The organism is Streptomyces inusitatus, assembly GCF_014651115.1.
In the GTDB taxonomy this organism is placed as follows: Bacteria; Actinomycetota; Actinomycetes; order Streptomycetales; family Streptomycetaceae; genus Streptomyces; species Streptomyces amakusaensis.
Map to the genome: position 1 here is coordinate 349,044 of NZ_BMWG01000003.1, position 21,815 is coordinate 370,858.

Annotated in this window: 20 protein-coding genes and 1 pseudogene; 12 read left to right on the plus strand and 9 right to left on the minus strand. The window is 71.3% G+C overall.

The window, feature by feature from the left end; genetic code table 11:
- Positions 1–235: 235 nt before the first annotated feature.
- Both IE247_RS09025 and IE247_RS09030 read right to left on the minus strand, forming a co-directional pair.
- Positions 236–823 (minus strand): pentapeptide repeat-containing protein, encoded by a 588-nt coding sequence (locus IE247_RS09025; protein WP_229868915.1) that lies wholly within the window; start codon positions 821–823, stop codon positions 236–238.
- Between the two features lie 135 nt (positions 824–958).
- A complete protein-coding gene (locus IE247_RS09030; protein ID WP_190122430.1) occupies positions 959–1,345 on the minus strand; it encodes a hypothetical protein in 387 nt (128 codons plus the stop codon).
- Positions 1,346–1,610: 265 nt separating this feature from the next.
- Between IE247_RS09030 and IE247_RS09035 the strand changes: the two genes are divergently transcribed.
- Positions 1,611–2,507 (plus strand): glycosyltransferase family 2 protein, encoded by an 897-nt coding sequence (locus IE247_RS09035; protein ID WP_190122431.1) that lies wholly within the window; start codon positions 1,611–1,613, stop codon positions 2,505–2,507.
- 8 nt (positions 2,508–2,515) lie between these two features.
- Here the strand turns inward: IE247_RS09035 and IE247_RS09040 are convergent, their stop codons facing one another.
- A complete protein-coding gene (locus IE247_RS09040) occupies positions 2,516–3,733 on the minus strand; it encodes an amidohydrolase family protein (protein WP_190122432.1) in 1,218 nt (405 codons plus the stop codon).
- 544 nt (positions 3,734–4,277) lie between these two features.
- Here IE247_RS09040 and IE247_RS09045 point away from each other — a divergent pair.
- The 10 genes and pseudogenes from IE247_RS09045 to IE247_RS09085 all read left to right on the plus strand — a co-directional run bounded on the left by IE247_RS09045 (position 4,278) and on the right by IE247_RS09085 (position 15,220).
- A complete protein-coding gene (locus tag IE247_RS09045; RefSeq protein ID WP_190122433.1) occupies positions 4,278–5,075 on the plus strand; it encodes a polysaccharide deacetylase family protein in 798 nt (265 codons plus the stop codon).
- 232 nt (positions 5,076–5,307) lie between these two features.
- A complete protein-coding gene (afsR, locus tag IE247_RS09050) occupies positions 5,308–8,250 on the plus strand; it encodes an SARP-family global regulator AfsR (RefSeq protein WP_190122434.1) in 2,943 nt (980 codons plus the stop codon).
- Between the two features lie 474 nt (positions 8,251–8,724).
- Positions 8,725–9,006: a hypothetical protein gene (locus IE247_RS09055; protein WP_190122435.1), complete on the plus strand. Its 282-nt coding sequence runs from the start codon at positions 8,725–8,727 to the stop codon at positions 9,004–9,006.
- Positions 9,007–9,511: 505 nt separating this feature from the next.
- On the plus strand, positions 9,512–11,101 hold the full coding sequence (locus tag IE247_RS09060; protein WP_190122436.1) for an ATP-binding protein: 1,590 nt from the start codon (positions 9,512–9,514) through the stop codon (positions 11,099–11,101).
- Positions 11,098–11,529, plus strand: a complete 432-nt coding sequence (locus tag IE247_RS09065) for a roadblock/LC7 domain-containing protein (protein WP_190122437.1) — start codon at positions 11,098–11,100, stop codon at positions 11,527–11,529. The genes IE247_RS09060 and IE247_RS09065 overlap by 4 nt, the downstream gene beginning before the upstream one ends.
- Positions 11,526–11,678 (plus strand): annotated as a pseudogene (locus IE247_RS35125) (DUF742 domain-containing protein); the annotation flags it as partial. The gene IE247_RS09065 and the pseudogene IE247_RS35125, both read left to right, overlap by 4 nt.
- A gap of 183 nt (positions 11,679–11,861) precedes the next feature.
- A complete protein-coding gene (locus tag IE247_RS35130) occupies positions 11,862–12,056 on the plus strand; it encodes a DUF742 domain-containing protein (protein ID WP_444545280.1) in 195 nt (64 codons plus the stop codon).
- Positions 12,031–12,696, plus strand: coding sequence for a GTP-binding protein (locus IE247_RS09075; protein WP_229868919.1), 666 nt, complete (start codon positions 12,031–12,033; stop codon positions 12,694–12,696). Before IE247_RS35130 ends, IE247_RS09075 begins: the two co-directional genes overlap by 26 nt.
- On the plus strand, positions 12,693–13,949 hold the full coding sequence (locus IE247_RS09080) for a cytochrome P450 family protein (protein WP_190122438.1): 1,257 nt from the start codon (positions 12,693–12,695) through the stop codon (positions 13,947–13,949). Before IE247_RS09075 ends, IE247_RS09080 begins: the two co-directional genes overlap by 4 nt.
- On the plus strand, positions 13,946–15,220 hold the full coding sequence (locus IE247_RS09085) for a cytochrome P450 family protein (protein WP_190122439.1): 1,275 nt from the start codon (positions 13,946–13,948) through the stop codon (positions 15,218–15,220). Before IE247_RS09080 ends, IE247_RS09085 begins: the two co-directional genes overlap by 4 nt.
- Here IE247_RS09085 and IE247_RS09090 read toward each other — a convergent pair.
- Entirely contained in the window at positions 15,202–15,921 is a 720-nt protein-coding gene (locus tag IE247_RS09090) for a response regulator (protein WP_190122440.1), read from the minus strand. The genes IE247_RS09085 and IE247_RS09090 overlap by 19 nt on opposite strands.
- On the minus strand, positions 15,918–17,045 hold the full coding sequence (locus tag IE247_RS09095; protein ID WP_190122441.1) for a sensor histidine kinase: 1,128 nt from the start codon (positions 17,043–17,045) through the stop codon (positions 15,918–15,920). The genes IE247_RS09090 and IE247_RS09095 overlap by 4 nt, the downstream gene beginning before the upstream one ends.
- A gap of 190 nt (positions 17,046–17,235) precedes the next feature.
- Here IE247_RS09095 and IE247_RS09100 point away from each other — a divergent pair, with 190 nt between their 5' ends.
- Positions 17,236–17,874 (plus strand): hypothetical protein, encoded by a 639-nt coding sequence (locus IE247_RS09100; protein WP_190122442.1) that lies wholly within the window; start codon positions 17,236–17,238, stop codon positions 17,872–17,874.
- Between the two features lie 58 nt (positions 17,875–17,932).
- Here IE247_RS09100 and IE247_RS09105 read toward each other — a convergent pair whose 3' ends face one another.
- From IE247_RS09105 to IE247_RS09120, 4 genes are all read right to left on the minus strand, one after another.
- Positions 17,933–20,173, minus strand: a complete 2,241-nt coding sequence (locus IE247_RS09105; RefSeq protein WP_190122443.1) for an ATP-binding protein — start codon at positions 20,171–20,173, stop codon at positions 17,933–17,935.
- Between the two features lie 181 nt (positions 20,174–20,354).
- A complete protein-coding gene (locus IE247_RS09110) occupies positions 20,355–20,978 on the minus strand; it encodes a DUF6879 family protein (protein ID WP_190122444.1) in 624 nt (207 codons plus the stop codon).
- Complete coding sequence (locus IE247_RS09115; RefSeq protein ID WP_181801291.1) at positions 20,971–21,240, minus strand: hypothetical protein; 270 nt, start codon at positions 21,238–21,240, stop codon at positions 20,971–20,973. The genes IE247_RS09110 and IE247_RS09115 overlap by 8 nt, the downstream gene beginning before the upstream one ends.
- A gap of 120 nt (positions 21,241–21,360) precedes the next feature.
- Entirely contained in the window at positions 21,361–21,774 is a 414-nt protein-coding gene (locus IE247_RS09120; protein ID WP_190122445.1) for a hypothetical protein, read from the minus strand.
- Positions 21,775–21,815 lie beyond the last annotated feature (41 nt).

Here is a 21,815-nt window from a genome sequence, read left to right on the forward strand (position 1 = left end):
GGCCGACACCCGACATCCCCGGCCCCTCGTACCGGATGCGGCAGGACGGCTCCGACAGCTCCGACAGCTCCGAGGGCAGGCGGGGAAGAGCCCGTGTGCCGGGAGGCACACCGGGGCACGGCCCGGAGCCCATCGTGATAGCTGACACACCATCAGACAAGCCCGCGCACGCGGCGCATCGACGGAGACACCGGCCCCGCGCGGCCTTCACACTCCGGGTCGGGCTCCCGGCCGGTCAGCCCACCTCGAAGCCGAGCGCCGCCGCGATCACGGCCGCCTGCCCCAGATCGATCCTGGCTCCCTCGATCCGCACCGTCAGCGGATCGAGCGAGGACAGCTCACTCCCCCGCAGATCCGCCCCGGCCAACCGCGCGCTGTGCAGCATCGCCCCCGACAGATCCACCCCCGTCACCGCCGCCCCCTCCAGCCGCGCCCCCGTCAGATCGCACTCCCGCATCCTCACCCCCTCGAACACCGCCCCCCTCAGATCCGCCCCCGGCAGCCCGGCGAAGGACCAATCCCCTCCGACCACCTTGAACAGCCCGAAGGTGCACCGCTGAAACAGGCTCCCGACCCCCTTGCACTGCTCGAAGGCCGCGTCGAAGAAGCCGCACCCCTTGAAGACACAGTTGGTGAACGCCGCGTTCACATGCCGCGACGCGTTGAACTTCACCCCGGAGAAAGTGCACTCGTCGAAAACCGCCCCGTCATTCACCACCTCCGTCCAGTCCATGTCGTAGAACGTGTACCGAACAAACCTCTCCCCCGACAGCTCCCTCCCGTACCAGTCCTCCCCCCTGACGATCCGCTCCTCATCGGGCACCTGAGCCTCCGCCCGCACCCGGATCGCCATTCGCCCTCTCACGCCTGATCGCCATACCCCCGATTGAACACCCGCCCACTGACAACCCCCCGCGACCAGGCCGGAAGCCCGCCGCCCGGACCCCGGTCCGAGCCCTCACGCCCTCGCGACCGCCAGCAGGTGCGAGCTGGACGCGAGCAGCGCGGGGTACGGATCCGCGAGCCGTGCGGAGGCCAGTGCGGCGGTGAACATCGGGGAGTCGATCAGGCTCTCCCCGCTGTGCCGCTCGGCGGCCTTCAGGCAGGCCCAGGCCGGTCCCTCGACGCCGTGGAGGGCGATTCCGCCGAATCCGGCGGCCGTGAGTTCCTCGGTGAGGCCTTCCGCCGTGTGGAAGTACGCGGCCGTGAATCCTTTCCGCCCCGGTTCATGGCGTCCGGTCCGGAGGATGTCGGCCACGGCCTCGCCGACGGCTTCACCTCCGAGGAGCGTGGTCGCCACATGCTCGTACAGCGAGGCATAACGCCCGATGGCGGCGGCAGCCACCAGACCGCCCGGCCGCAGGACCCTTCGGGCCTCGGCGAGTGCCCGATCCCGCTCGGCGCGCTCCAGCAGGTGACGGACGGGGGCTGCTCGTCGTCCGCGGGCTCGGCGCTCGCGTCTCCTGGAGCCTCAGGCCGCAGGTCGGCAAGACCGTGCGGGCCGCCCTCGCGGCCCGCAGGCCCTGACGCACGCCCGGTCGGAGCGGGTGCGGGCCGCCGGAGCAGCGGCAGGTGGCCAGTGGGTAGCATCGCGGCTTCGGGACGGACAAATGGTGGAGTGGAGTCGAGTCGTGACGCGACCGCGTGTGGGTGTGGCCGTACTGACCATGGGGAACAGGCCCGTCGAGCTCCGGGCCTTGCTCGACTCCGTCGCGATGCAGGACGAGCCCCCCGCCCGTGTCGTGGTCGTGGGCAATGGAGCGCCGTTGCCGGAGCTGCCGGAGGGGGTGACGGCGGTGGAGGTGCCGGAGAACCTGGGGGTGTCCGGGGGGCGGAATGTCGCGATGGAGCGACTCCGGGAGTTCGGCGACGTCGACGTGCTGGTCGATCTGGACGACGACGGGCTGCTCGTGGAGCGGGATGTCTTCACGCGGATCGCGGATCTGTACGAGACGGATCCGAAGCTGGGGATCGTGTCGTTCCGGATCGCGGACGAGCATGGGGAGACGCAGCGGCGGCATGTGCCGAGGCTGCGGGCGAAGGACCCGATGCGCGGGGGGCTGGTGACGACGTTCCTCGGAGGCGGGCACGCGCTGTCCATGCCGATGCTGGAGCGGACCGGGGGGTGGCCCGAGGAGTTCTTCTTCACGCACGAGGAGACGGATCTCGCGTGGCGGGCGCTGGACGACGGGTGGAAGGTGCTCTACGAGCCCCGGTTGCTGCTCCAGCACCCGAAGACCTCGCCCGCGCGGCACGCCGTGTACTACCGGATGACCGCGCGCAACCGGGTCTGGCTGGCGAAGCGGAACCTTCCCGCGCCGCTGGTGCCGCTCTATCTGGGGAGCTGGACCGCGCTGACGCTGCTGCGGACGCGGTCCGGGGAGGGGCTGAAGGCGTGGGCCGGCGGGTTCGCGGAGGGGGTGCGGGAGCCCTGTGGGGAGCGGAAGCCGATGAAGTGGTCGACGGTGTGGTGGATGGCGAAGCTGGGACGGCCGCCGGTCATCTGAGAAGCGGCTCAGCCCGCCCAGAGTCCTTCCGGGGTGAGGCCGAGGAGGTCGATGGCGTTGCCCCGGACGATGCGGTGGACGGTCTCCGGGGGCAGATGCGCCATCTGCTCCTCGCCGACCCGGCGGGAGTCGGGCCAGGTGGAGTCCGAGTGGGGGTAGTCGGTCTCGTAGAGGACGTTCCCCGCTCCGACGGCGTCGAGGTTGCGCAGGCCGAAGGCGTCGTCGAAGAAGCAGCCGTATATGTGCCCGGCGAACAGCTCCGACGGCGGGCGCAGCACCTTCTCGGCGACGCCGCCCCAGGCGCGGTTCTCCTTCCATACGGCGTCGGCGCGCTCCAGGATGTAGGGGATCCAGCCGATCTGACCCTCGGCGTACATGATCCGGAGCTTGGGGAAGCGCTCGAAGACGCCGCTCATCAGCCAGTCGACCATCGAGAAGCAGCAGTTCGCGAAGGTGATGGTGGAGCCGACGGCGGGGGGCGCGTCGGCGGAGGTGGAGGGCATCTTCGAGGATGAGCCGATGTGCATGGCGATGACGGTGCCGGTCTCGTCGCAGGCGCGCAGGAACGGGTCCCAGGCGTCGCCGTGGATGGAGGGCAGCCCGAGGAAGGGCGGTATCTCGGAGAAGGCGACCGCCCGCACGCCGCGCGCCGCGTTCCGGCGGACCTCCGCCGCCGCGAGGGAGGCGTCCCACAGGGGTACGAGGGTGAGCGGGACGAGCCGGCCGCCGGCCTCGGGGCCGCACCACTCCTCGACCATCCAGTCGTTGTAGGCGCGGACGCCGAGCAGGGCCAGTTCGCGGTCCGCGGCCTCGGTGAAGGTCTGGCCGCAGAAGCGCGGGAAGGTCGGGAAGCAGAGCGCGGACTGCACATGGTTGACGTCCATGTCCGCGAGCCGGTCGGGCACCCGGTAGGAGCCCGGCCGCATCCGCTCATAGGTGATGATCTCCAGCTTGATCTCGTCGCGGTCGTAGCCGACGGCGGTGTCGAGCCGGGTGAGCGGACGGCGCAGATCCTCGTACACCCACCAGTCGCCGACCGGGCCGTCGTCGCCGCGCTCGCCCATGACGGGGGCGAAGCGTCCGCCGAGGAAGGTCATTTCCTTGAGGGGGGCGCGGACCACACGCGGGGCGACGTCCCGGTACTTCGACGGGAGCCGGTCCCGCCAGACATGAGGGGGCTCCACCGTGTGGTCGTCCACCGAGATGATCTTCGGGAAGGTCTCCATGGATTTCACGGTAGCGCCGATCTGACGGCACGTCAGCTACGCGAGAGGGAGCACGCACGCGGAGGGGCCGTGCAGGGCGGGGGCAGGCGCGGGCAACCCCAGCGGACGGAAACACGCACGCGGAGGGGCCGCGCAGGGCGGGGGCAGGCGCGGGCAACCCCAGCGGACGGAAACACGCACGCGGAGGGGCCGCGCAGGGTTCGGGTCCGGGACGTAAAGCGGCGCAGCTCGCGCGGAGCGCGGTGAGGAAAGCAGTCCCGGACCCGAACCCGGAGCGGACCCGCACCCCGACCACCGACCCACACCGACCCACGGGCCGCACCAGCCACACGGGCCGCACCGGCCGCCACCACCACCGCCGACCGCCACCGCCCCCGAAACCAGCACCAAAGCCCCCCGCCAGTGAACCCCGATCCCCCTTTTCCCCTCTTGGTGACCGGCGAGTCGAGTAGCTATACACCATGTGTATAGTCGGCAGAGCCCGCCGGTGGCCACGGTGAGAGCACACTCCAGCCCATCGCGAACCACCCAGGGGGAACCCTTCATGCCCGCTCGCCCCAGGAGGCTCAGGGTCGCCGCCGCCGTCGCGGCAGCCGCGGCGCTGACCCTCGCCCTCGGCGCCTGCGCCGGCTCGACCGCGCCGGCCGACGCCCGCGCCGACGCGCTGGAGGGCGGGAAGTCGCTCGCCGACACCGCCGTCCCCGCCACCGACGTCAGCCCCGCCGACCCGGTCGACTGCGAGCAGGAGAAGTGCATCGCCCTCACCTTCGACGCGGGACCGGGCAAGGACACCCCCGAGCTGCTCGACACCCTGAAGAAGGAGAAGGTCCCCGCGACCTTCTTCCTGCTCGGCAAGAAGCACATCACCAAGTACCCGGCCGTGGTGAAACGTCTCTCCGACGAGGGTCACGAGGTCGCCAACCACACCTGGACCCACAAGCGCCTCGACCGCCTCAAGCCGGACAAGATCCGCGAGGAGCTGGAGCTCGCGCAGAACGCGATAGCAAAGATCACCGGCAAGAAGCCCACCCTGATGCGCCCGCCGCAGGGCCGGATCAACGACGACGTCACCGCCGTCACCAAGGAACTGGGGCTGGCGCAGGTCCTGTGGAGCGCCACCGCCAAGGACTACTCCACCAATGACTCCGCCCTGATCACCAAGCGAATACTGAAGCAGGCGTCACGCGACGGAGTCATCCTTCTGCATGACATCTACGACGGAACCGTCCCCGCGGTCCCGGGAATCATCAAGGGACTCAAGGACCGCGGCTACACCTTCGTCACCGTTTCCCAGCTCCTCGCACCGGCAAAGGCCAACCCGGGCGAGATCTATCGCCCCTGACCCCGCAGGGCCCGGAACAGCCGATACGCCGCTGTCCGGCCCTGCCCGCCCCCGGGGGAACCAGCCCCTCGGGGAAGCCCGCGCACAGAGCCGTGCCGGGCCCCGGACGGGCGAGGCGGCCCCCGTCCCACAGCGACAAAACGCGATCTGCAAGCATCCCGTTACTGACGGGGCCGCCATGCACAAGGCAGACTGTCGGGTGCGAATCGGCAGTTCGGGGCAGGGGGCAGCAATGGACCGTGACAACGGGCCACGCGTACCGGAGCAGCGAGTTCCGGCGCCCAGTGAGGTTATTGAGCTGTACTTCAGCGTGCTCGGTCCGGTGCGGGCCCGGCGAAGAGGCGAAGTGTTGCCGTCCGGTTCACCTCAGCAACGCGCCCTGCTGGCCGCGCTGCTGATGCGCGACGGCCGCACCGCGACCGCCTCCGAGCTGATCGACGCGATCTGGGGCGAGGACCCACCGTCCCAGGCCCTCGCCGCCGTCCGCACCTACGCCTCCAGACTCCGCAAGATCCTCACCGCGAACGCGCTGGTCAGCGAGTCCGGCGGCTACGCCATAAGGATCCGGCGGGACAGCGTCGACCTCTTCGTCGCCCAGGAACTGGCGCTGGAGGCGGAGAAGGCCCGCGCGGCCGGGGACCGCAACCAGGCCCGGACCCTGATCGACAGATCGCTCGGGCTGTGGGACGGCGAGGCGCTGGCCAACGTCCCGGGGCCGTACGCCGAGAACCAGCGCACCCGGCTCGACGAATGGCGGCTCCAGCTACTGGAGACCCGTCTCGAACTCGACCTGGAGACCGGCTGCCACGCCGAGGCCGTCTCCGAGCTGACCGCGCTCACCGCCGCCCACCCGCTGCGCGAACGGCTGCGCGAGCTGCTCATGCTGGCGCTCTACCGCAGCGGACGGCAGGCCGAGGCCCTCGCGGTGTACGCCGACACCCGCCGGCTCCTCGCCGAGGAGCTGGGCGTCGACCCGCGCGCCGAACTCTCCCAGCTGCAGCAGCGCATCCTGCGCGCCGACGAGGAGCTGGACCGCCCCAGCGAGGACCAGGCCCCCGGCCCCCAGATCGCCCGCCCGGCGCAGCTCCCGGCGACCGTCCCCGACTTCACCGGCCGGGCCTCCTTCGTACGGGAGCTGGGCGCGCGCCTCGCCGGTTCCGACGGCTCGGTGATGGCCGTCTCCGCGCTCGCGGGCATCGGCGGCGTCGGCAAGACCACGCTCGCCGTCCATGTCGCCCACGAGGCCCGCCCGCACTTCCCGGACGGCCAGCTCTACATCGACCTCCAGGGCGCGGGCAGCCGGGCCGCCGAACCGGCCGCCGTGCTCGGCTCCTTCCTGCGCGCGCTCGGCGTCCAGGACACCTCCATCCCCGACTCGCCCGAGGAGCGGGCCGCGCTCTACCGCTCCACCATCGCGGGCCGCCGGATCCTGATCCTGCTCGACAACGCGCGCGACGCCGCCCAGATCCGCCCGCTGCTGCCCGGGGCCTCCGGCTGCGCCGCGCTGATCACCAGCCGGGTCCGGATGGTCGACCTCGCGGGCGCGCATCTGGTCGACCTCGATGTGATGTCCCCGGACGAGGCGCTTCAGCTCTTCACCCGGATAGTGGGCGAGGAACGCGTCACCTCCGAGCGGAAGGCCGCCCTGGACGTCGTCGCCGCCTGCGGCTTCCTCCCGCTGGCGATCCGCATCGCCGCCTCCCGGCTCGCCGCCCGCCGCACCTGGACCGTCTCCGTGCTCGCCGCCAAGCTCGCCGACGAGCGCCGCAGGCTCGACGAGCTCCAGGCGGGGGACCTCGCCGTCAAGGCGACCTTCGAACTCGGCTACGGCCAACTGGAGCCCGACCAGGCCCGCGCCTTCCGGCTGCTCGGCCTCGCCGACGGCCCCGACGTCTCTCTCGCGGCGGCCGCCGCCGCGCTCGCGCTGCCCGTCCAGGAGACCGAGGACCTGCTGGAGGCGCTGGTCGACACCTCCCTCCTGGAGTCCGCCGCGCCCGGCCGGTACCGCTACCACGACCTCGTACGCCTCTACGCGCGCTCCTGCGCCGAGCGGGACGAGAGCCCCGAGGCCAATGAGACCGCCCTCTCCCGGCTGCTGGACTTCTACCTCGCCACCGTGACCCGGGTGTACACGATCGAACGCCCCGGCGACCGGCTGCCGGACCATCTGGAGGCCACCGAGCACGAGGGGCTGCCCTTCGACGGCCGTCAGGAGGCGCTCGACTGGCTCTACACCGAGGCGCACTGCCTGCTGGCCTGCGCCCAGCAGGCCGCCGCCGGCGGCCGGCTCAGGCGCGCCGTCGACCTGCTGTGGGCCGCGAAGGACCTGGCCGAGTCCGGGGCCAATTCCAAGCAGTACGAGTCCGCCGCGCTCGTCACCCGCGACGCCGCCCGGACGGCGGGCGACGCCCGCGCCCAGGGCCGCGCCCACACCACGCTCACCCATGTGTGCCTGATCGCCGGGCGGTACGAGGAGGCCGACGAGCACGCCAGGCAGGCGGATCTGCTGGCCACCCGGGCCCAGGACCCCACCCCGGTCTTCTGGTCCCACAACGACCGGGGGATCATCGCCCTGAGCATGGGCCGGCACGCCGAGGCCGACCGCTTCCTCCAGCAGGCCATCGAGGAGGCGCGGGCCGACGACAACGGACCGGGCGAGGCGAGCGCCCTGTGCAATCTCTCCCGCCTCTATCTCTCCATGGGCCGTACCGAGCAGTCGATAGACCTCGTCCAGCGCGGCATGGACATCTACGACCGCAACGGGCTCACCATGCGGCTCGCCAACGCCCGCTACGCGCTGGGCATCGCGCTGACCCAGGCGGGACGGCTCACCGAGGCGCTGGACCAGCTCGTGGGGGCGCTGAACGGCTTCGAGACCAACCGTCAGCGGCTGTGGGAGGGAACCACCCTCTACCGGATCGCCCAGGCCCATCTGGCCGCCCGCCGCCCGGCCCGCGCCGCCCAGCACGCCGAACAGGCCCTCGCGATCGGCTGCATCGGCGGCGACCACACCCGCGCCAACGTCCTCATCACCCTGGGCCGCGCGCTGGCCGCCCTCGGCCAGGCGGACCGGGCCCGCGCCTGCTGGCGCGAGGCGCTCGCCGTGCACGAGGCCTCGGGGGCGGCGGAGGCGGCGGAGGTACGAGGGCTGCTCGCCCCGCTCAACGCCGCCTGAGGGCCCCTGAGCGGCCTCCGGGGGCCTCCGGGACCCCATCCGGGGGCAGGGCCTCCGGAAAGGTCGCGCGGAAGCCGGTGAACCGCTCGGCGCTCCGGCGCGTTCTGATGGCCGACGGCGTCGTACGCCCGGCCCCGGGGCCCCGCCGGGAACCCCCCGCCGGGAGCCCCGCGCCGGAGCGGAGCGGCAGGGCCGGAATCGGGCCCCGGCCCACCGCCGAATCCGGCCACCCGTAGGCTGATACAGCCCGCTGCCTGGACGTTCATCGAATGTTTATGCCTGTCGGAGATGCTCAGGCACACAACGATCCGTCGCGTCGGGGGGCAGACGGATCACCTGGGACTCTCACCTCTCCGGGGGGAAGGTCGAGATCCCACGGCCTTTCGTCCGGCGACCCTCGGGGGAGTCTCCGGGCGGAAGGCCGTACCCAGTTCAGGTACGAAACGTACGACACGCACGATCCATGGGGGAACCATGAACAGCACCGACCAGAAGACCGACGAGTTCATCACGCAGGACAACCACGCGCCCGCGCCGCCCTTGAACGGCCTTCTCAGCGGGTCGCCCGTCCGGACTCAGGACAACCACGCGCCCGCGCCGAAGTTCCTCGGCGAGGCCGTCCTCAAGCCCCTGGACAACCACGCGCCCCCGCCGCCCGTCGGCGGCGGCAGCGGCGGCGGCGGTCCGAAGAAGAAGCTCACGGACTCCGTGGCCAAGCCCCAGGACAACCACGCGCCCGCGCCGCCGCGGCCCTGAGAAATCCCGCCGGGAAGCCCGCCCGGAAGCCCGCGGACGGATTCCCCGAACCGATCTTCGTACGGTATCCCCGAGCCGGATCCGCGGACAGATCTCCAGGCGGAAAAAGACCTGAAATGACAAGGTCCTGAGCTGAATATCCACTCTCCAGGTCCGGTCCTGACACCAAATCAAAGGCCGGGAAATAACCCTGAGTGAGGAACTCGCATACGAAGGACTGAGCGGGGCTTCACCCGAAGGTGTAAGGCCGCGGTGGCGCGGAAGACCGCCCGCCGCGGCCTTTTTCCGTCCCCGCCCGACCTCGTACGCCCTCCCCCACCATGCCACCTCTGCCCAAACGGGCCACCGAAGCACCGTCGGTCACTCGAAGCGCAAGTGATCGGTCGGCGGCACAACTTCAGAATTACTTCGGCCAAAACCCCCCGCGATCAGTCGATGACGGTGTGTACTTGGGCGGGTCGTTTCCAAAACGACTCTCACCACCGCCCTCCCCGAGGTCTATTCGATGATCGAGATACCGGATCTGGCCATCGTCGCCGCCGGGACCATGACCGCCTTCTATATCGGAAACGAACTATTGCGCTCCCGCCGCCAACGGGCGAGACAGCGCGAAGAGATCGATTCCCTCCAGACCCAACTCGACGCCGCCCGGCGGAGAACCGACCACACCTCACGAGCCTGTGTCGCCGAAGTAGTCCATCTGGCACAGGACCGCATCCCCGCCGCGGCCACCCGCGCCGCCCACCCGCATGTGCAGGTGCCCGGGCCGCTGGACCCCACCCTCACGGACAGCGAACTCGGCACCGCCCTGCACACGGCCCTCGAAGGCGTCGCCACCGCGATGCTCCAGGAACGCAAGCGCGTCGACGCCGCAGCCCGGGCCGGAATGCGCGGCGCGACCAGGGAGATCCAGGCCGGCCTCTACCGGCTCCAGGACGTACTGCGCGGCCTCCAGCAGCGCTACGACGACCCGGAGCTGTCCCAGACCCTCTACTCACTCGACCACGAGAACGAACAGTCGCTGCGCCGCGCCCAGGTGGCCGCCGTCGTCTGCGGAGCCTGGGTGGGGCTCGCCCGCGAGGAGTCACACCTCGTGGACGCGGTGACCGGCGGGCAGTCCCGCATCATCGGCTATCAGCGCGTCCACATGAGCAACCATCTGGAGCCCGGCACCGCACTCGTCTCCCACGCCGTCGAACCGGTCGCGATCATCGTCGCCGAACTGCTCGACAACGCGCTGCGCCACTCCTCGCCGGACACGACCGTCACAGTGAACCTGGAACGCGCCCACCACGGCGTCACCGTCACCGTGGACGACGCGGGCGTGGGCATGGCCGCCGACGAACGGGCCTACGCGCAGCGCATGGTGGCGGGCCGCGAACCGATCCTCCTCTCCGAACTGGGCGACCCGCCCAGGATGGGACTGGCCGCGATCGGCCAGCTCACCCGGCAGTTCGACCTCTCGGTCGATCTGTCGTCGCCCTCTCCCTACGGCGGGGTCCGGGCGGTGCTGCTGGTAAAGAACCATCTGCTGAGCCACATCGACCCGGCCGAACGGCCGCAGGCGGCGAGCGCGCCCCACTCCACCCGGGGCGGCAACGCCCCCGACCCCTTCTTCCCGGCGGCCCCCGGACAGCCCGGGTTCCCCGCCGTCCCCCCGCCCCACCCCGGCGAGCGGGACACCCCCGTCGCCGAGCACCACGGCGCGTTCCAGCCGTCCGCCCCGGCCGACCCCGGGCACTCCTGGCCCGCACCGCCCGTCCGGTCCGAAACCCCCGCCCCGGCCGCACCGGCCGTCCCCCTCCCCCCCGCCCGTACCCCCCCGTCCCCCGCCCTCCCCGTCCGTACGGCCCCCGACCCCACCCGTACCGTCTCCGAGGCCATCACCCACGACCCCGTCCCCGGCCCGGACGACGAGTCGCTGCCCCGCCGGCGCCGCCGGGTCCATGCCGCCGGACACCCCGGCGAGGTCCCGTCCCGCCCCCGGCCGCCCGCGCGCTCCCCGGAAGAGGCCGCCGCGGCCCTCGGGGCGCTCCAGGCCGGGACCGCAGCCGCACGCAACGCCGCCGACCCCGAAGGGAACGACCCCCGATGACCAGCCGCACCTCCCGCGACACCGGCGATACCGCGTGGGTGCTCGATCCGATCCTGGAAATCCCCCATGTCCGAGCCGCCGTCCTGCTGACCAGGGACGGCCTTGTGTCCGGCTACTCCGACCGGCTCTCCCAGGCGTCCGCCGAACGCGTCGCCGCGATCACCAGCACCGTGCAGGGGGCCTGCCGCACCGCGGCGGCCGCCTTCGCGGACCAGGACGGCGCGGAGGTGCGCCAGGTGGTCGTCGAGTCCGACCACGGATACATCCTGGTCGCGCCCACCACCCATGGCACCTGTGTGGCCGCCTATGGCGATCCCGAGGTACGGCTCGATCTGCTCGCCCACCGGGTCCACTCCCAAGTGGCCCGGCTCGGTGAGAAGGCGATGGCGGCCGCTCCCCGGGGAGCCAGCGGCCACACTCCGCTGTGAGCGGGCGGAGGGCCGGCCGGCCACTCGTCCCCGCCTATGTCTCCACCGGCGGCAAGACCCGGCCGAGCCGCAACAGCCTGGAACGCCTCTCCGTACTCACCGGTCTGACGGTCTGCCCCGCCGAGCAGTCGAGCGGCGCGGGGCCGCCCATACCGCTCCACGGCACGGGACACGACGTACGCCGGGCACGTCATAACGCGCCGCCGCCCGCCCCTCCGTCGCACACCCCTGCCGCACCGCCCGTACCGGCCGCGTCCCCCATCCCGTCCGCACCGTCCGCACCGTCCGTCCCACCCGGTCTTCCCGCCGCCCAGCGCACACTGCTGGGCACCCTGGACGGCGGGTCGCTCACCGTGGTGGAGACGGCCGCCGTCCTCGAACTGCCCGTCTCCGCCGTCCGCGTACTCGCGGCGCACCTCATCGACCTGGGACTGGTGAGCGCCCGCCCGCCGATCCCGTTCGCCGCCCAGCCCGACCTTGATCTGTTGGAGAGAGTCGCCGATGGCCTCCGCGCCCTCAAGCTCTAACGGCCTGCACCTGCCGGACAGCGCTCGCGAACTGGTGAAAATCCTGGTCGCCGGCCCCTTCGGAGTCGGCAAGACCACCCTGATCGACTCCGTGTCCGAGATCCGCCCGCTGCACACCGAGGAACAGCTCTCCGAGGCCTCCGTCGCGGTGGACGACCTCGCGGGGGTACGGGACAAGACCACCACGACCGTCGCCATCGACTTCGGGCGGATCTCCCTGAACGGGGGGATCGTGCTCTATCTCTTCGGCACCCCCGGCCAGGAGCGGTTCCGCTCGCTCTGGAAGGACATCGCCTACGGGGCGCTCGGCGCGCTCGTCCTGGTCGACACCCGGCGCATCGACGACTCCTTCGAGGTGCTGGGGCTGGTGGAGGACGCGGGGCTGCCGTACGCGGTCGCGCTCAACACCTTCCCGGACGCGCGCCAGTACACCGAGGAGCAGTTGCGCACCTCGCTGGATCTGGAACCCGGCACCCCCATGATCGCCTGTGACGCCCGGGACACCCGTGCCTCCATCGACGCGCTGATCTCGCTGGTGCAGCATCTGCTGACCCGGATGGGCCACCGGTCCCAGGGACCGGCGGCCGACAGCGCCGAGCCCTTGCCGTACGACACCGTGCCCAGTCCGGAGGTCCGGTGAACGCCCCGGTCAACGCCACGCCCGTGCCCTCGATCGCCTCCCCGGTCCGGCTCTGGGAGGACGGCTTCGCCGCCGACCCGCGCGCCTACTACGAGATACTGAGGGCCCAGGGCCCGGTCGGCTGGGCCGAACTGGCCCCCGGGATCTTCGCGTACGTCGTGGTCGACCGGCGGGCCGCCCTCGATCTGCTGCACGACTCCGAGATCTGGTCGCACGATCCCCGCCCCTGGGAGGCCACCGTCGCCGAGGACTCACCGGTCCTCGGGATGATGCGCTGGCGGCCCAACACCCTCTTCGCCGACGGCCAGTCGCACATCCGCTACCGCCAGACCCTCGTCGACGCCTTCAGCCTGGTCGAACCGCACGATCTGCGGGAGCGGGTGCACCGCGCGGCGGACATCCTCGTCGGCCGGTTCGGCCCCCGGGGCCGCGCCGATCTGGTCTCCGACTTCTGCCGCCCGCTGATGGGGCTGATCTTCAACAATCTCTTCGGGCTGCCCGACAGCGAGAGCGACCGGCTCACCGACTCCATGGCCCAGATGATCGAGGGCTCCGAACGCTCGGCCCAGGCCGAGGTGGAGTACGGGCGGTACGTCCTCGAACTCATCGCCGCCAAGATGGCCCGCCGGGGCGACGACCTCACCAGCTGGCTCCTCGACCACCCGCTGAATCTGACCCCCGAGGAAGTGACCTGGCAGGTCTTCCTCACCCTCGGCGCGGGCCACGAGCCCACGGCCAATCTGGTCTCCAACGCGCTCTCGCGCATCCTGGGGAACCCGGCGTACTACACCACCCTCACCAGCGGTTCCCGTCCCGTGATGGACGCCGTGGTGGAGGTGCTGCGCTTCGAGACCCCACTCGCCAACTACGGCATCCACTACGCCCGAAGACCACTGAGCTTCCACGGGGTGTGGATACAGGCCGCCGTGCCGGTCGTCGTCTCCTACGGCGCGCTGGCCTACTTCGCCGAGAAGGAGTCCCGGTCCACCCACCGTACGAACGACGCCTCGCATCTGTCCTGGTCGGCGGGGCCGCACGCCTGCCCGGTGAAACAGCACACCCTCCTGATCGCGACCGAGGCGATCGAGCGGCTCACCCAATGGCTGCCCGACCTCAGCCCGGTGCTCCCCCGGGAGCGGCTGACCTGGCGTCCGGGCCCCTTCCACCGGTCGCTGACGGCGTTCCCCGTCCAGTTCACCGCCCGTACGCCCGATCAGGCCCGTATCCCCGAGCAGTCAGGAGACCTTGGATGACCGTGTCCACTCCGGTGGCCATCGACCCGTTCGGCACCGACATCCCGGGAGAGACCGCCCGGCTGCGCGCGCTCGGTCCGCTGGTGCCGATCGTGCTGCCCGGCGGGATACCGGCATGGGCTCCGACCGGCTACGCCACGCTGAAGGCCCTGATCCTCGACCCCCGGGTCAGCCGGGATCCGCGCCGCCACTGGTCGCTCTTCGCGGAGATCCCCCGGCGGCCGGAGTGGAGCTGGATCCTCAACTGGGTGGGCGTCGTCAATATGCTCTCCGCCTACGGCACAGACCACACCCGGCTGCGCAAACTGATCGCCCCGAGCTTCACCGCCCGGCGCACGGAGGCCATGCGGGCCAGGGTCGAGGCGATCACCGAGGAGCTTCTCGACGAGCTGGCCGCCGCCGGGGAGGGCGGAAGGCCGGTCGATCTGCGGACGGGGTACGCGCACCCCCTGCCGCTGCGGATGATCTGCGAGCTGTTCGGCGTCCCGGACGGGTTGCGCGAGGCCACGGCCCGGATGGCCTCGACCATCATGGACACGTCGGACCCCAGCCCCGAGCACACGGCCTCCGCGCAGCAGCAGGTCGCCACGGTGCTGCCCGCCCTCATCGCCCACAAGAGCGAGCACCCCGGCGACGACCTCACCACCGAGCTGCTCCGGGTCCGCGACCAGGACGGCGACCGGCTGAGCGACGAGGAGCTGCTGTCGACCCTGCTGCTGGTGATCGGCGCGGGCTTCGAGACCACGGTCAATCTGATCGGCAACGCGGTGGTCGCCCTGCTGCGGCACCCCGCCCAGCTCTCGGCGGTACGGGTCGGGGACCTCTCCTGGGAGGCGGTCATCGACGAGGTGCTGAGGGTCCAGCCGTCGATCGCCAATCTGCCGCTGCGGTTCGCCGTCTCCGACATCACCGTCGCGGGGGTGACCATCCCCGCCGGGGACGCCATTCTGACGACCTACGCCGCCGCCGGTCTCGACCCCGAGCACTACGGCCCCGACGCGAGCGACTTCGACCCGGGGCGCAGCGCCGACGACCATCTCTCCTTCGGCATCGGCGTCCACCGCTGCATCGGCGCTCCGCTCGCCCGGATGGAGGCCCGTACCGCTCTCCCCGCCCTCTTCGAGCGCCACCCCGCCCTGCGTCTCGCCGTGCCGCCCCGCGAGCTGCGCCAGCTCCCCTCCTTCATCGGCCTCGGCTGGCAGGAGATCCCCGTACTGCTGGATCCCAGCCCGACCGAGCCGGCCCCCCGGGGCTATCCCCAGCCGGGCTGAGGGGCCCGGGTCTCTTTCGGTACGGGCCCGGCGAGGCCGTTCTCCCAGGCCCAGGCGGCGATGCCGACCCGGTTGCGGGCCTTCACCTTCGCCTGGACGTTGGCGACATGGGTCTTGGCGGTGCCCGCCGAGATGAAGAGCTTCGCGCCGATCTCGGCATTGGTGAGGCCCTCGGCGACCAGCCGGGCGATCTCGCTCTCCCGGGCGGTGAGCGGCGAGGCGCCCATGGGCGCTGCGGGGGCGGCGGCAGGGGCCAGGGTCCGGAGCAGCCGGACCGTGATCTGGGGGCTGATGAGGAGGTCCCCGGCCATCGCCGCCCTGACCCCCTCGATCAGCAGCCCGGGGCCCGAGCGCTTGAGCAGAAACCCGCACGCGCCGTCGTGCAGTGCCGTGCGTACGTAGTCGTCGTGGTCGAAGGTGGTGACGACCAGGACACGCGTCGGATCGGGTACGCCGGGGCCCGCGAGCCGCCGGGTGAGTTCCAGGCCGTCCAGGCCCGGCATCCGGATGTCGGCGAGCACCAGATCGGGGCGGAGGGCGCGGGCCAGTTCGAGGGCGGTGAGGCCGTCCGCCGCCTCGCCGACGACGGTCATGTCGGGCTGCGAGCCGAGGATCAGCCGGAAGCCGCTGCGTACATCCTCCTGGTCGTCGGCGATCAGGATGCGGGTCGGGCCGGGGGCCTGGCCGGGGGCCTGCGTCATGGCGTCTCTCCCGGGAACGTGGCGGGCAGGACGGCGGTGAGCTGCCAGCCGCCCTCGCCGTGCGGCCCCGCCGAGAGGGTCCCGCCGAGGGCCCGTGCGTGCTCGGTGAGCGCGGGGATGCCGAGGCCGCCCCGGGAGCCCTTGCGGCGGGCCGGGGCCTTCGGGTGGTCTCCCCGGTCGTTGGTGACTCTGATCTCCACGGCGGCGGCCGTGGGAGTGAACACGACCGTGGCGCGGGAGGCCCCGGGGGCGTGCCTGCGGATGTTCGTCAGCGCCTCGACGACGATGCGGTACGCGGCACAGCCCGCCTCCCGCTCCCGCTCCCGGGAGAGCGCCTCCGCGACCGGGGCCGGCAGCTCCAACCGCGCCTCGGTGCCTCCCGCCGAGGTGAAGTCCTCGATCAGGGACGGCAGCCGGGACACATCGGGGAGCGCCTCGGTGACGGCCCCCTCCGGGCCGTGCAGCATCCGCACGGTCCGGTCCATCGCGGCCAGCGCGCTCAGCCCCGCCCTCTCGATGCGCTCCAGCGCGAGCAGCGCCTGCGCGGGGTCGGCTTCGGCGACAAAGCGGGCCGCCTGCGCCTGGACCACGATTCCGCTGATGTCGTGCGCGACGAAGTCGTGCAGATCACGCGAGAGCTGAAGCCGCTGGACGCTCCGGGCCTCGGCCACCGCGTTCCGGCGGCGGCGCGCCTGACGGCGGGGGTACGCCCCGACGGCCACCGCGGCGGCGGCCGGAAGCAGCCAGAAGGCCGCGATCCCGACGGCTTCCAGGAAGGATTCGCCGTCGACCAGCGGCAGCGGCCAGAGCGCCACCGCGAGAACAGTCGGCGGGAGGGCCGTTCTGAGTTCGCGCGGGGGTGACCAGCGGGTGACCGCTGCCAGGAGCAGCAGCAGTACGGCCGCCTCCGCCAGCTTCCAGCCCGCGCCGAAGCCCGCCCCCGGCAGGGCGAAGCTCGTGATCAGCGAGAGGCACGCGCAGACCGCGGCCGGCCGGGCGAGACGCCCCAGCCTCTGCCGTACCCCGGCACGGGGGCGGGCGACGGCCCACACCAGCACGCCCGTGGCCGCGAGCGTCGGCAGCGCGCCGAGTGCCCTGACGGCCGGGTCGGTTGATTCCCACATGGCGATCAGCGTACGGGTGTGCGATACGGCGGGGCTCTCTGCCGATCGGCAGAGAGGGGCGGGGCGGCGGCGCGATCTTTATGCCGATCGGCGGATGGGATCGCGGGGGTGCCGGGAGCGAGGCTTGAGCCGTTCCGCCGACCACGGCGGCACACCCATCCACCCACCCTCTGGAACACGGGAGTTCCCCATGCGTACCGCCACGACAGCCGTCTCCCTCCTCGCCGTCCTCGCCGGGCTGGTCACCGGTTCCGCCGCAGCCTCCGAGGCGCACGAGACCCCTGAGGGGAAGCCGGTGAAGGCCGCGAGCGTCCACGGGAAGGCCCGGATCTCCTACATCGAGTCCGCCGACCACGACATCCGCTTCACCATCGACGCCGAACAGGTGCCCTTCAGCCGCCCGATCCTCCCCATCGCTCCCAACGGACTGGCCACCGACGCCCGGGGCACCCTGAAGTTCTCCCACACCGCCCCGGGCGGAGCCGCCGGGTGGGCCGAGGCCCGCGTCGACTGCCTGGTCACCAGCGGCCGGACGGCGACCCTGACCGCGATCGTGACCAAGTCGAACGTCGAGAAGCCCGGCGCACGGCTGGGCATCAGCGTCCAGCAGGGCGGCAAGGGCGAGCCGGACCGGCTCGGCTTCTCCTGGGGCGTGGTGAACATCCTCCCCGGACACGTCGACGACAACGGCATCCCCACCAGGCCCCAGGCCGGCACCTGCATGGCCCCCGCCCCCTTCACCACCGTCGTCAAGGGCGGCTTCAAGGTCGCCCACGCCGAGATCAAGAAGACCCCTGCCCAGCCGGGCCCGGCGGCCCGCCGTGGCTGACACCCAGCACGTCGTCGACGAATGGTGGTGGCTTCGTCGGCAACATCAGCGACGAGCGTCAACCGGCAGCTCGGGCCAGCAGCGCTTCTACGCGGGAGCGGGCGGACATGGCCCGGGGGTCGCTGTAGAGGGTCAGATGGGCCAGGGCCTCGATCCAGTGGCCACGGGCAGTCTCGGGGTCCTCCGGGTGAACGACTGCGGCCAGGAGGTCGAGTTCCAAAGCGAGTTGCCAGGCGTCCCCCAGATCGCGATGAACGGCCGCGGCCTGACTGTGGAAGGTGGCGGCCTCGCCGTGGCGGTCCATCGCCGCATACGTCTGCCCCGTGCCGCGCCAGGCCAGGGCTTCGCGGCTGCGGTCGCCGAGGCGTCGGTGGAGCATGGCGGAGCGCTGGTAGGAGGTCAGGGCGTCGCCGTGCTGGGCGACGGCGCGCTGGATGTCGCCGAGGGTGAGGAGCCAGAAGCCTTCCCGGGTGTGGTCGCGGAGGGCGAGCGCGATGTCGAGAGCCTCGTCGATGGATCGCCGGGCACCACCCGTGTCGCCTTCTTCGAGGCGCAGGTCGGCTGCGATCCGAAGGAGGTTGCCTTCACCGCCGCGATTGGCCAGGGCCCGGTGCGCGGCAAGCGCCTCTTCGACGACCGAGGCGGCCTCGGGCAGGTGGCCGGCGCTCAGGCGCGTGCTGGCGATGTTGGACAGCGCGGTGGCGGTTCGTCCGCCATCTCCCAGGTCTCGGAAGATGGACATGGCCTGCCCGAAATATGTGTCCGCCAGGCCGAGTTCGCGCTGCCGTAGATGAATCAGGCCCATGAGGTTGAGGGCCTGGGCCTCGTTGAACCGGCTCTGCGAGCGGCGAGCCAACATGACAGCTCGCTCCAGAGCGTCCAAGCCCTCGGAGAAACCGTTCAGAGCCCTGTGCGCGATGCCCATATTGATGAGAAGCCGTGTCTGCGCTCTCTGGTCCTCTCGCCTTGTCGCTGCCTCCAACCCGATTCGGCCCAGTTCCAGCCAGTCCCGTTCCGACGAGGACGCGGGACGTGCGAACCACAGGACGGTGGCCAACTGCCAAGCCGTCTCGTCCATTCCGTTTCGGGCGGCGTCGCGCACGGCAGGGAGGAAGTTGCCCTGTTCCCGTTCGGACCAGTCGACGGCGGCGTTGCGGTCGGCGAAGACGAGAGGTGCGACTTCCGGCGGGGGTCCAGGCAGTGGCAGGTGATCCTCCAGCGGATAGAGCCACGTCTGGGCGGCGTCAGCGGTGTGGAGGTACCAGCTCAGGACGCGTCGTCGCGCAGCTTGCCTTTGGCCGGGCGGCTCCGATGCCTGCGCGAGGTCGCCGGCGTACGCGCGCAAGAGGTCGTGGAACTGGAACCGGTCCGGAGCGGTCTGCTCCAGCAGGTGAGCCCCGACCAGATCGTCAAGTAGCTGGCGTGTTCGGCTGAGTGTGACTTCGCCGAGAGCGGCGGCAGCGGGGAGACTGAACGCCGCTCCGGGGTGCAGGCCAAGGAGACGGAAGAGACGTGCCGAGTGCGTGGACAGAGCGCGGTAGGACCAGGTGAAGACCGAACGGATGGCTTCGGCCTCGTCATCGATGCCGGTACTGAGGGCGTCCCAGAGGGCGGACTCGTCCCGCAGATCGCTGATGAGATCGTCGAGTCGCATGTGTGGGTGGCTGGCGGCGCGTTCGGCAGCGATCCGCAGGGCAAGCGGCAGACGAGCGCACAGGTGGGCCAGTTCCGCGAGTTTGTCGCCGTCGTCCTCGGGCCGACAGCCCCTCGTGACCGCGCGCAGCAGAGCGACTGCCTCCGGCTCCGGAAGCGTGCCGAGGGTGATCCTCTGGGCGCCGTCTCGCACCGAGAGACCCGCCAGGCGGCTGCGGCTGGTGACCACGGCAAGGCTGTCTCCTCCGCCGGGAAGCAGCGGCCGGACCTGGCTGACCGTGGCCGCGTTGTCCAGGAGGATCAGGACCCGGCGGTCGGCGATCAGTGAGCGGTACATCGCCGCCGCGTCGTCGACGTCCTGGGGAACCTCGGCCGGGGCCACGCCCAGGGCCCGAAGAAAGCGCTGAAGCGCCTGCGCGGCCGTGACCGGTTCTCCGGGGTCGTACCCGCGGAGGTTGATGAAGAGCTGGCCGTCGGGGAACTGGTCCTTGACCTGGTGCGCCCAGTGCAGGACCAGCGAGGTTTTGCCCGCGCCCGCCGTGCCGGCCACCACGTGAACGGAGACGACGACGCGCCCGCCGTTTCGGTCGGCGAGCACCGCGTTCAGCTGTCCCAGTTCGTGGGAGCGGTTGACGAAGGTGTTCACGTCGGCCGGGAGCTGGCGTGGGACGGGCCCCGACGGCCCCCGGGCGGACACCTGATGGAAGTGGATGTCACCAGTGACGCTCCCGGCCTGCACGACATCGCGAGACGACCCGGAGAGGTCGTTCCGCGAGTCCCCGGGTCGTCTGCTGTCCTCTGTGGGCACGTCGGTCGATGCGCCTTCGTCAGGCCGCGGGCGGCGGAGGCAGGTCGGCCACGGCACGGTCGAAGTACGCCTGGACGTCCTCCGCGGCCGCGTACAGTTCCTGAAGGTACTCCGCCCAGTTCCTCACGGTGCTGGGATCGGTGAAGCGAATCGCCCCGTCCGGTTGACCGGCAGCCGTGTACTGCACACGGTACAGAGTCCGACTGTCCAGAAGGTTCAACTCCGGCAGCAGCGCATCGCCCTCTGCGGCGGCGACCGAGGAAGCAGGCAGGACGCGAACGGAATGCTCGCATTCCGCGCTCAGCCGTAGCCAGTGAAGCTCCCACTGCACATACGGCGTCAGCGGCTCCTCAACCACACGAATACGATGAAAGACCGCCCCGCGCGACGCTTCGTCCCTGGCTTTTCGGACCAAGGCGTCACGCTCAGCCTCGAACAGCCGCAGCACTGCCGGCCAGTCCCCCTGGCGCAGAGCCTCCCGGCTGTCGTCGTTCGTCTCCTCGAAGTGCTGCAACCGTTCCAGTTTCCAGGACTCCCCGTCGCGGATCACCGCGCGCCGCTCCCGGAAGTCACGCTTGTAGTCCTCACGGGTGAGTCGCTCACCCAGATCGTCCGGAAGTCCAGGAGCAAGAAGATCAAGCATCGGGAATGTCCGCCTTCGCCGCACTCAGCATGTTGCCCGGGATGACGACCAGCCGCTCGTCCGGCCCAAGGTTCACCTCGGCCGGCAGGCACGATCGGTAGTGCGCGGTGAGATCGCGGCCGATCACGGCAACGTCACCGTTGCTCAGCTGCCAGATGTCCGGGCACTCGTCGTCGTCTTTGGAGTTGCCCAGCTCCGCCGCCGATTTACCGAGACGCTTGACGAATAACGCGGACGGATCGGCTTCCCATGCGCGGGCCACGACTGCCTCCAGTCCCACAGCATCACTGACAGTAGCCTCAACGATACCGGGCACACCTGAATGCGTACATCAGGCAATCCGCCAGTGCACACGGCACTCCCCGGGGCAACCCAAGCGCCTTCAGCTCTCCCGCGTCTCCCGCGCCGGAGGAACTCCGGGATTGCTGAAGGTGATGCCGGAGAAGTCCCGCCCCTGGATCACCGATCCATACTGGGTACCGCCGCTGACCGTGTTGGTCACCGAGCCCTCGACCAACGCCGGCACCCGGCCACGCCACGAGTCCAGCGCGGCAGCGAACTCCGGGTCAACGACCGCCCGCGCGGCGAGGGCACCACTCAGCGCTTCCGCCCGTACCTGTTCGCCCGGCGCCTCGCTCAGCGCCGCCAACTCAGCCTCCCCGGGTGCCGCGGCTTCCACCTGCCCGCCGAACGGTCTCCGCACCAACTCGCTCAGCGCCGCCCATGCCTGCCGCCCCAGCTCGCCCCCGGCCCCGCCTGCCAGCGCCGCCAGCACTCCCATCGATACCGGATCCAAGGCATCTCCTCGACTGCACGTTCCCGGTCCCCTTTCGGCTG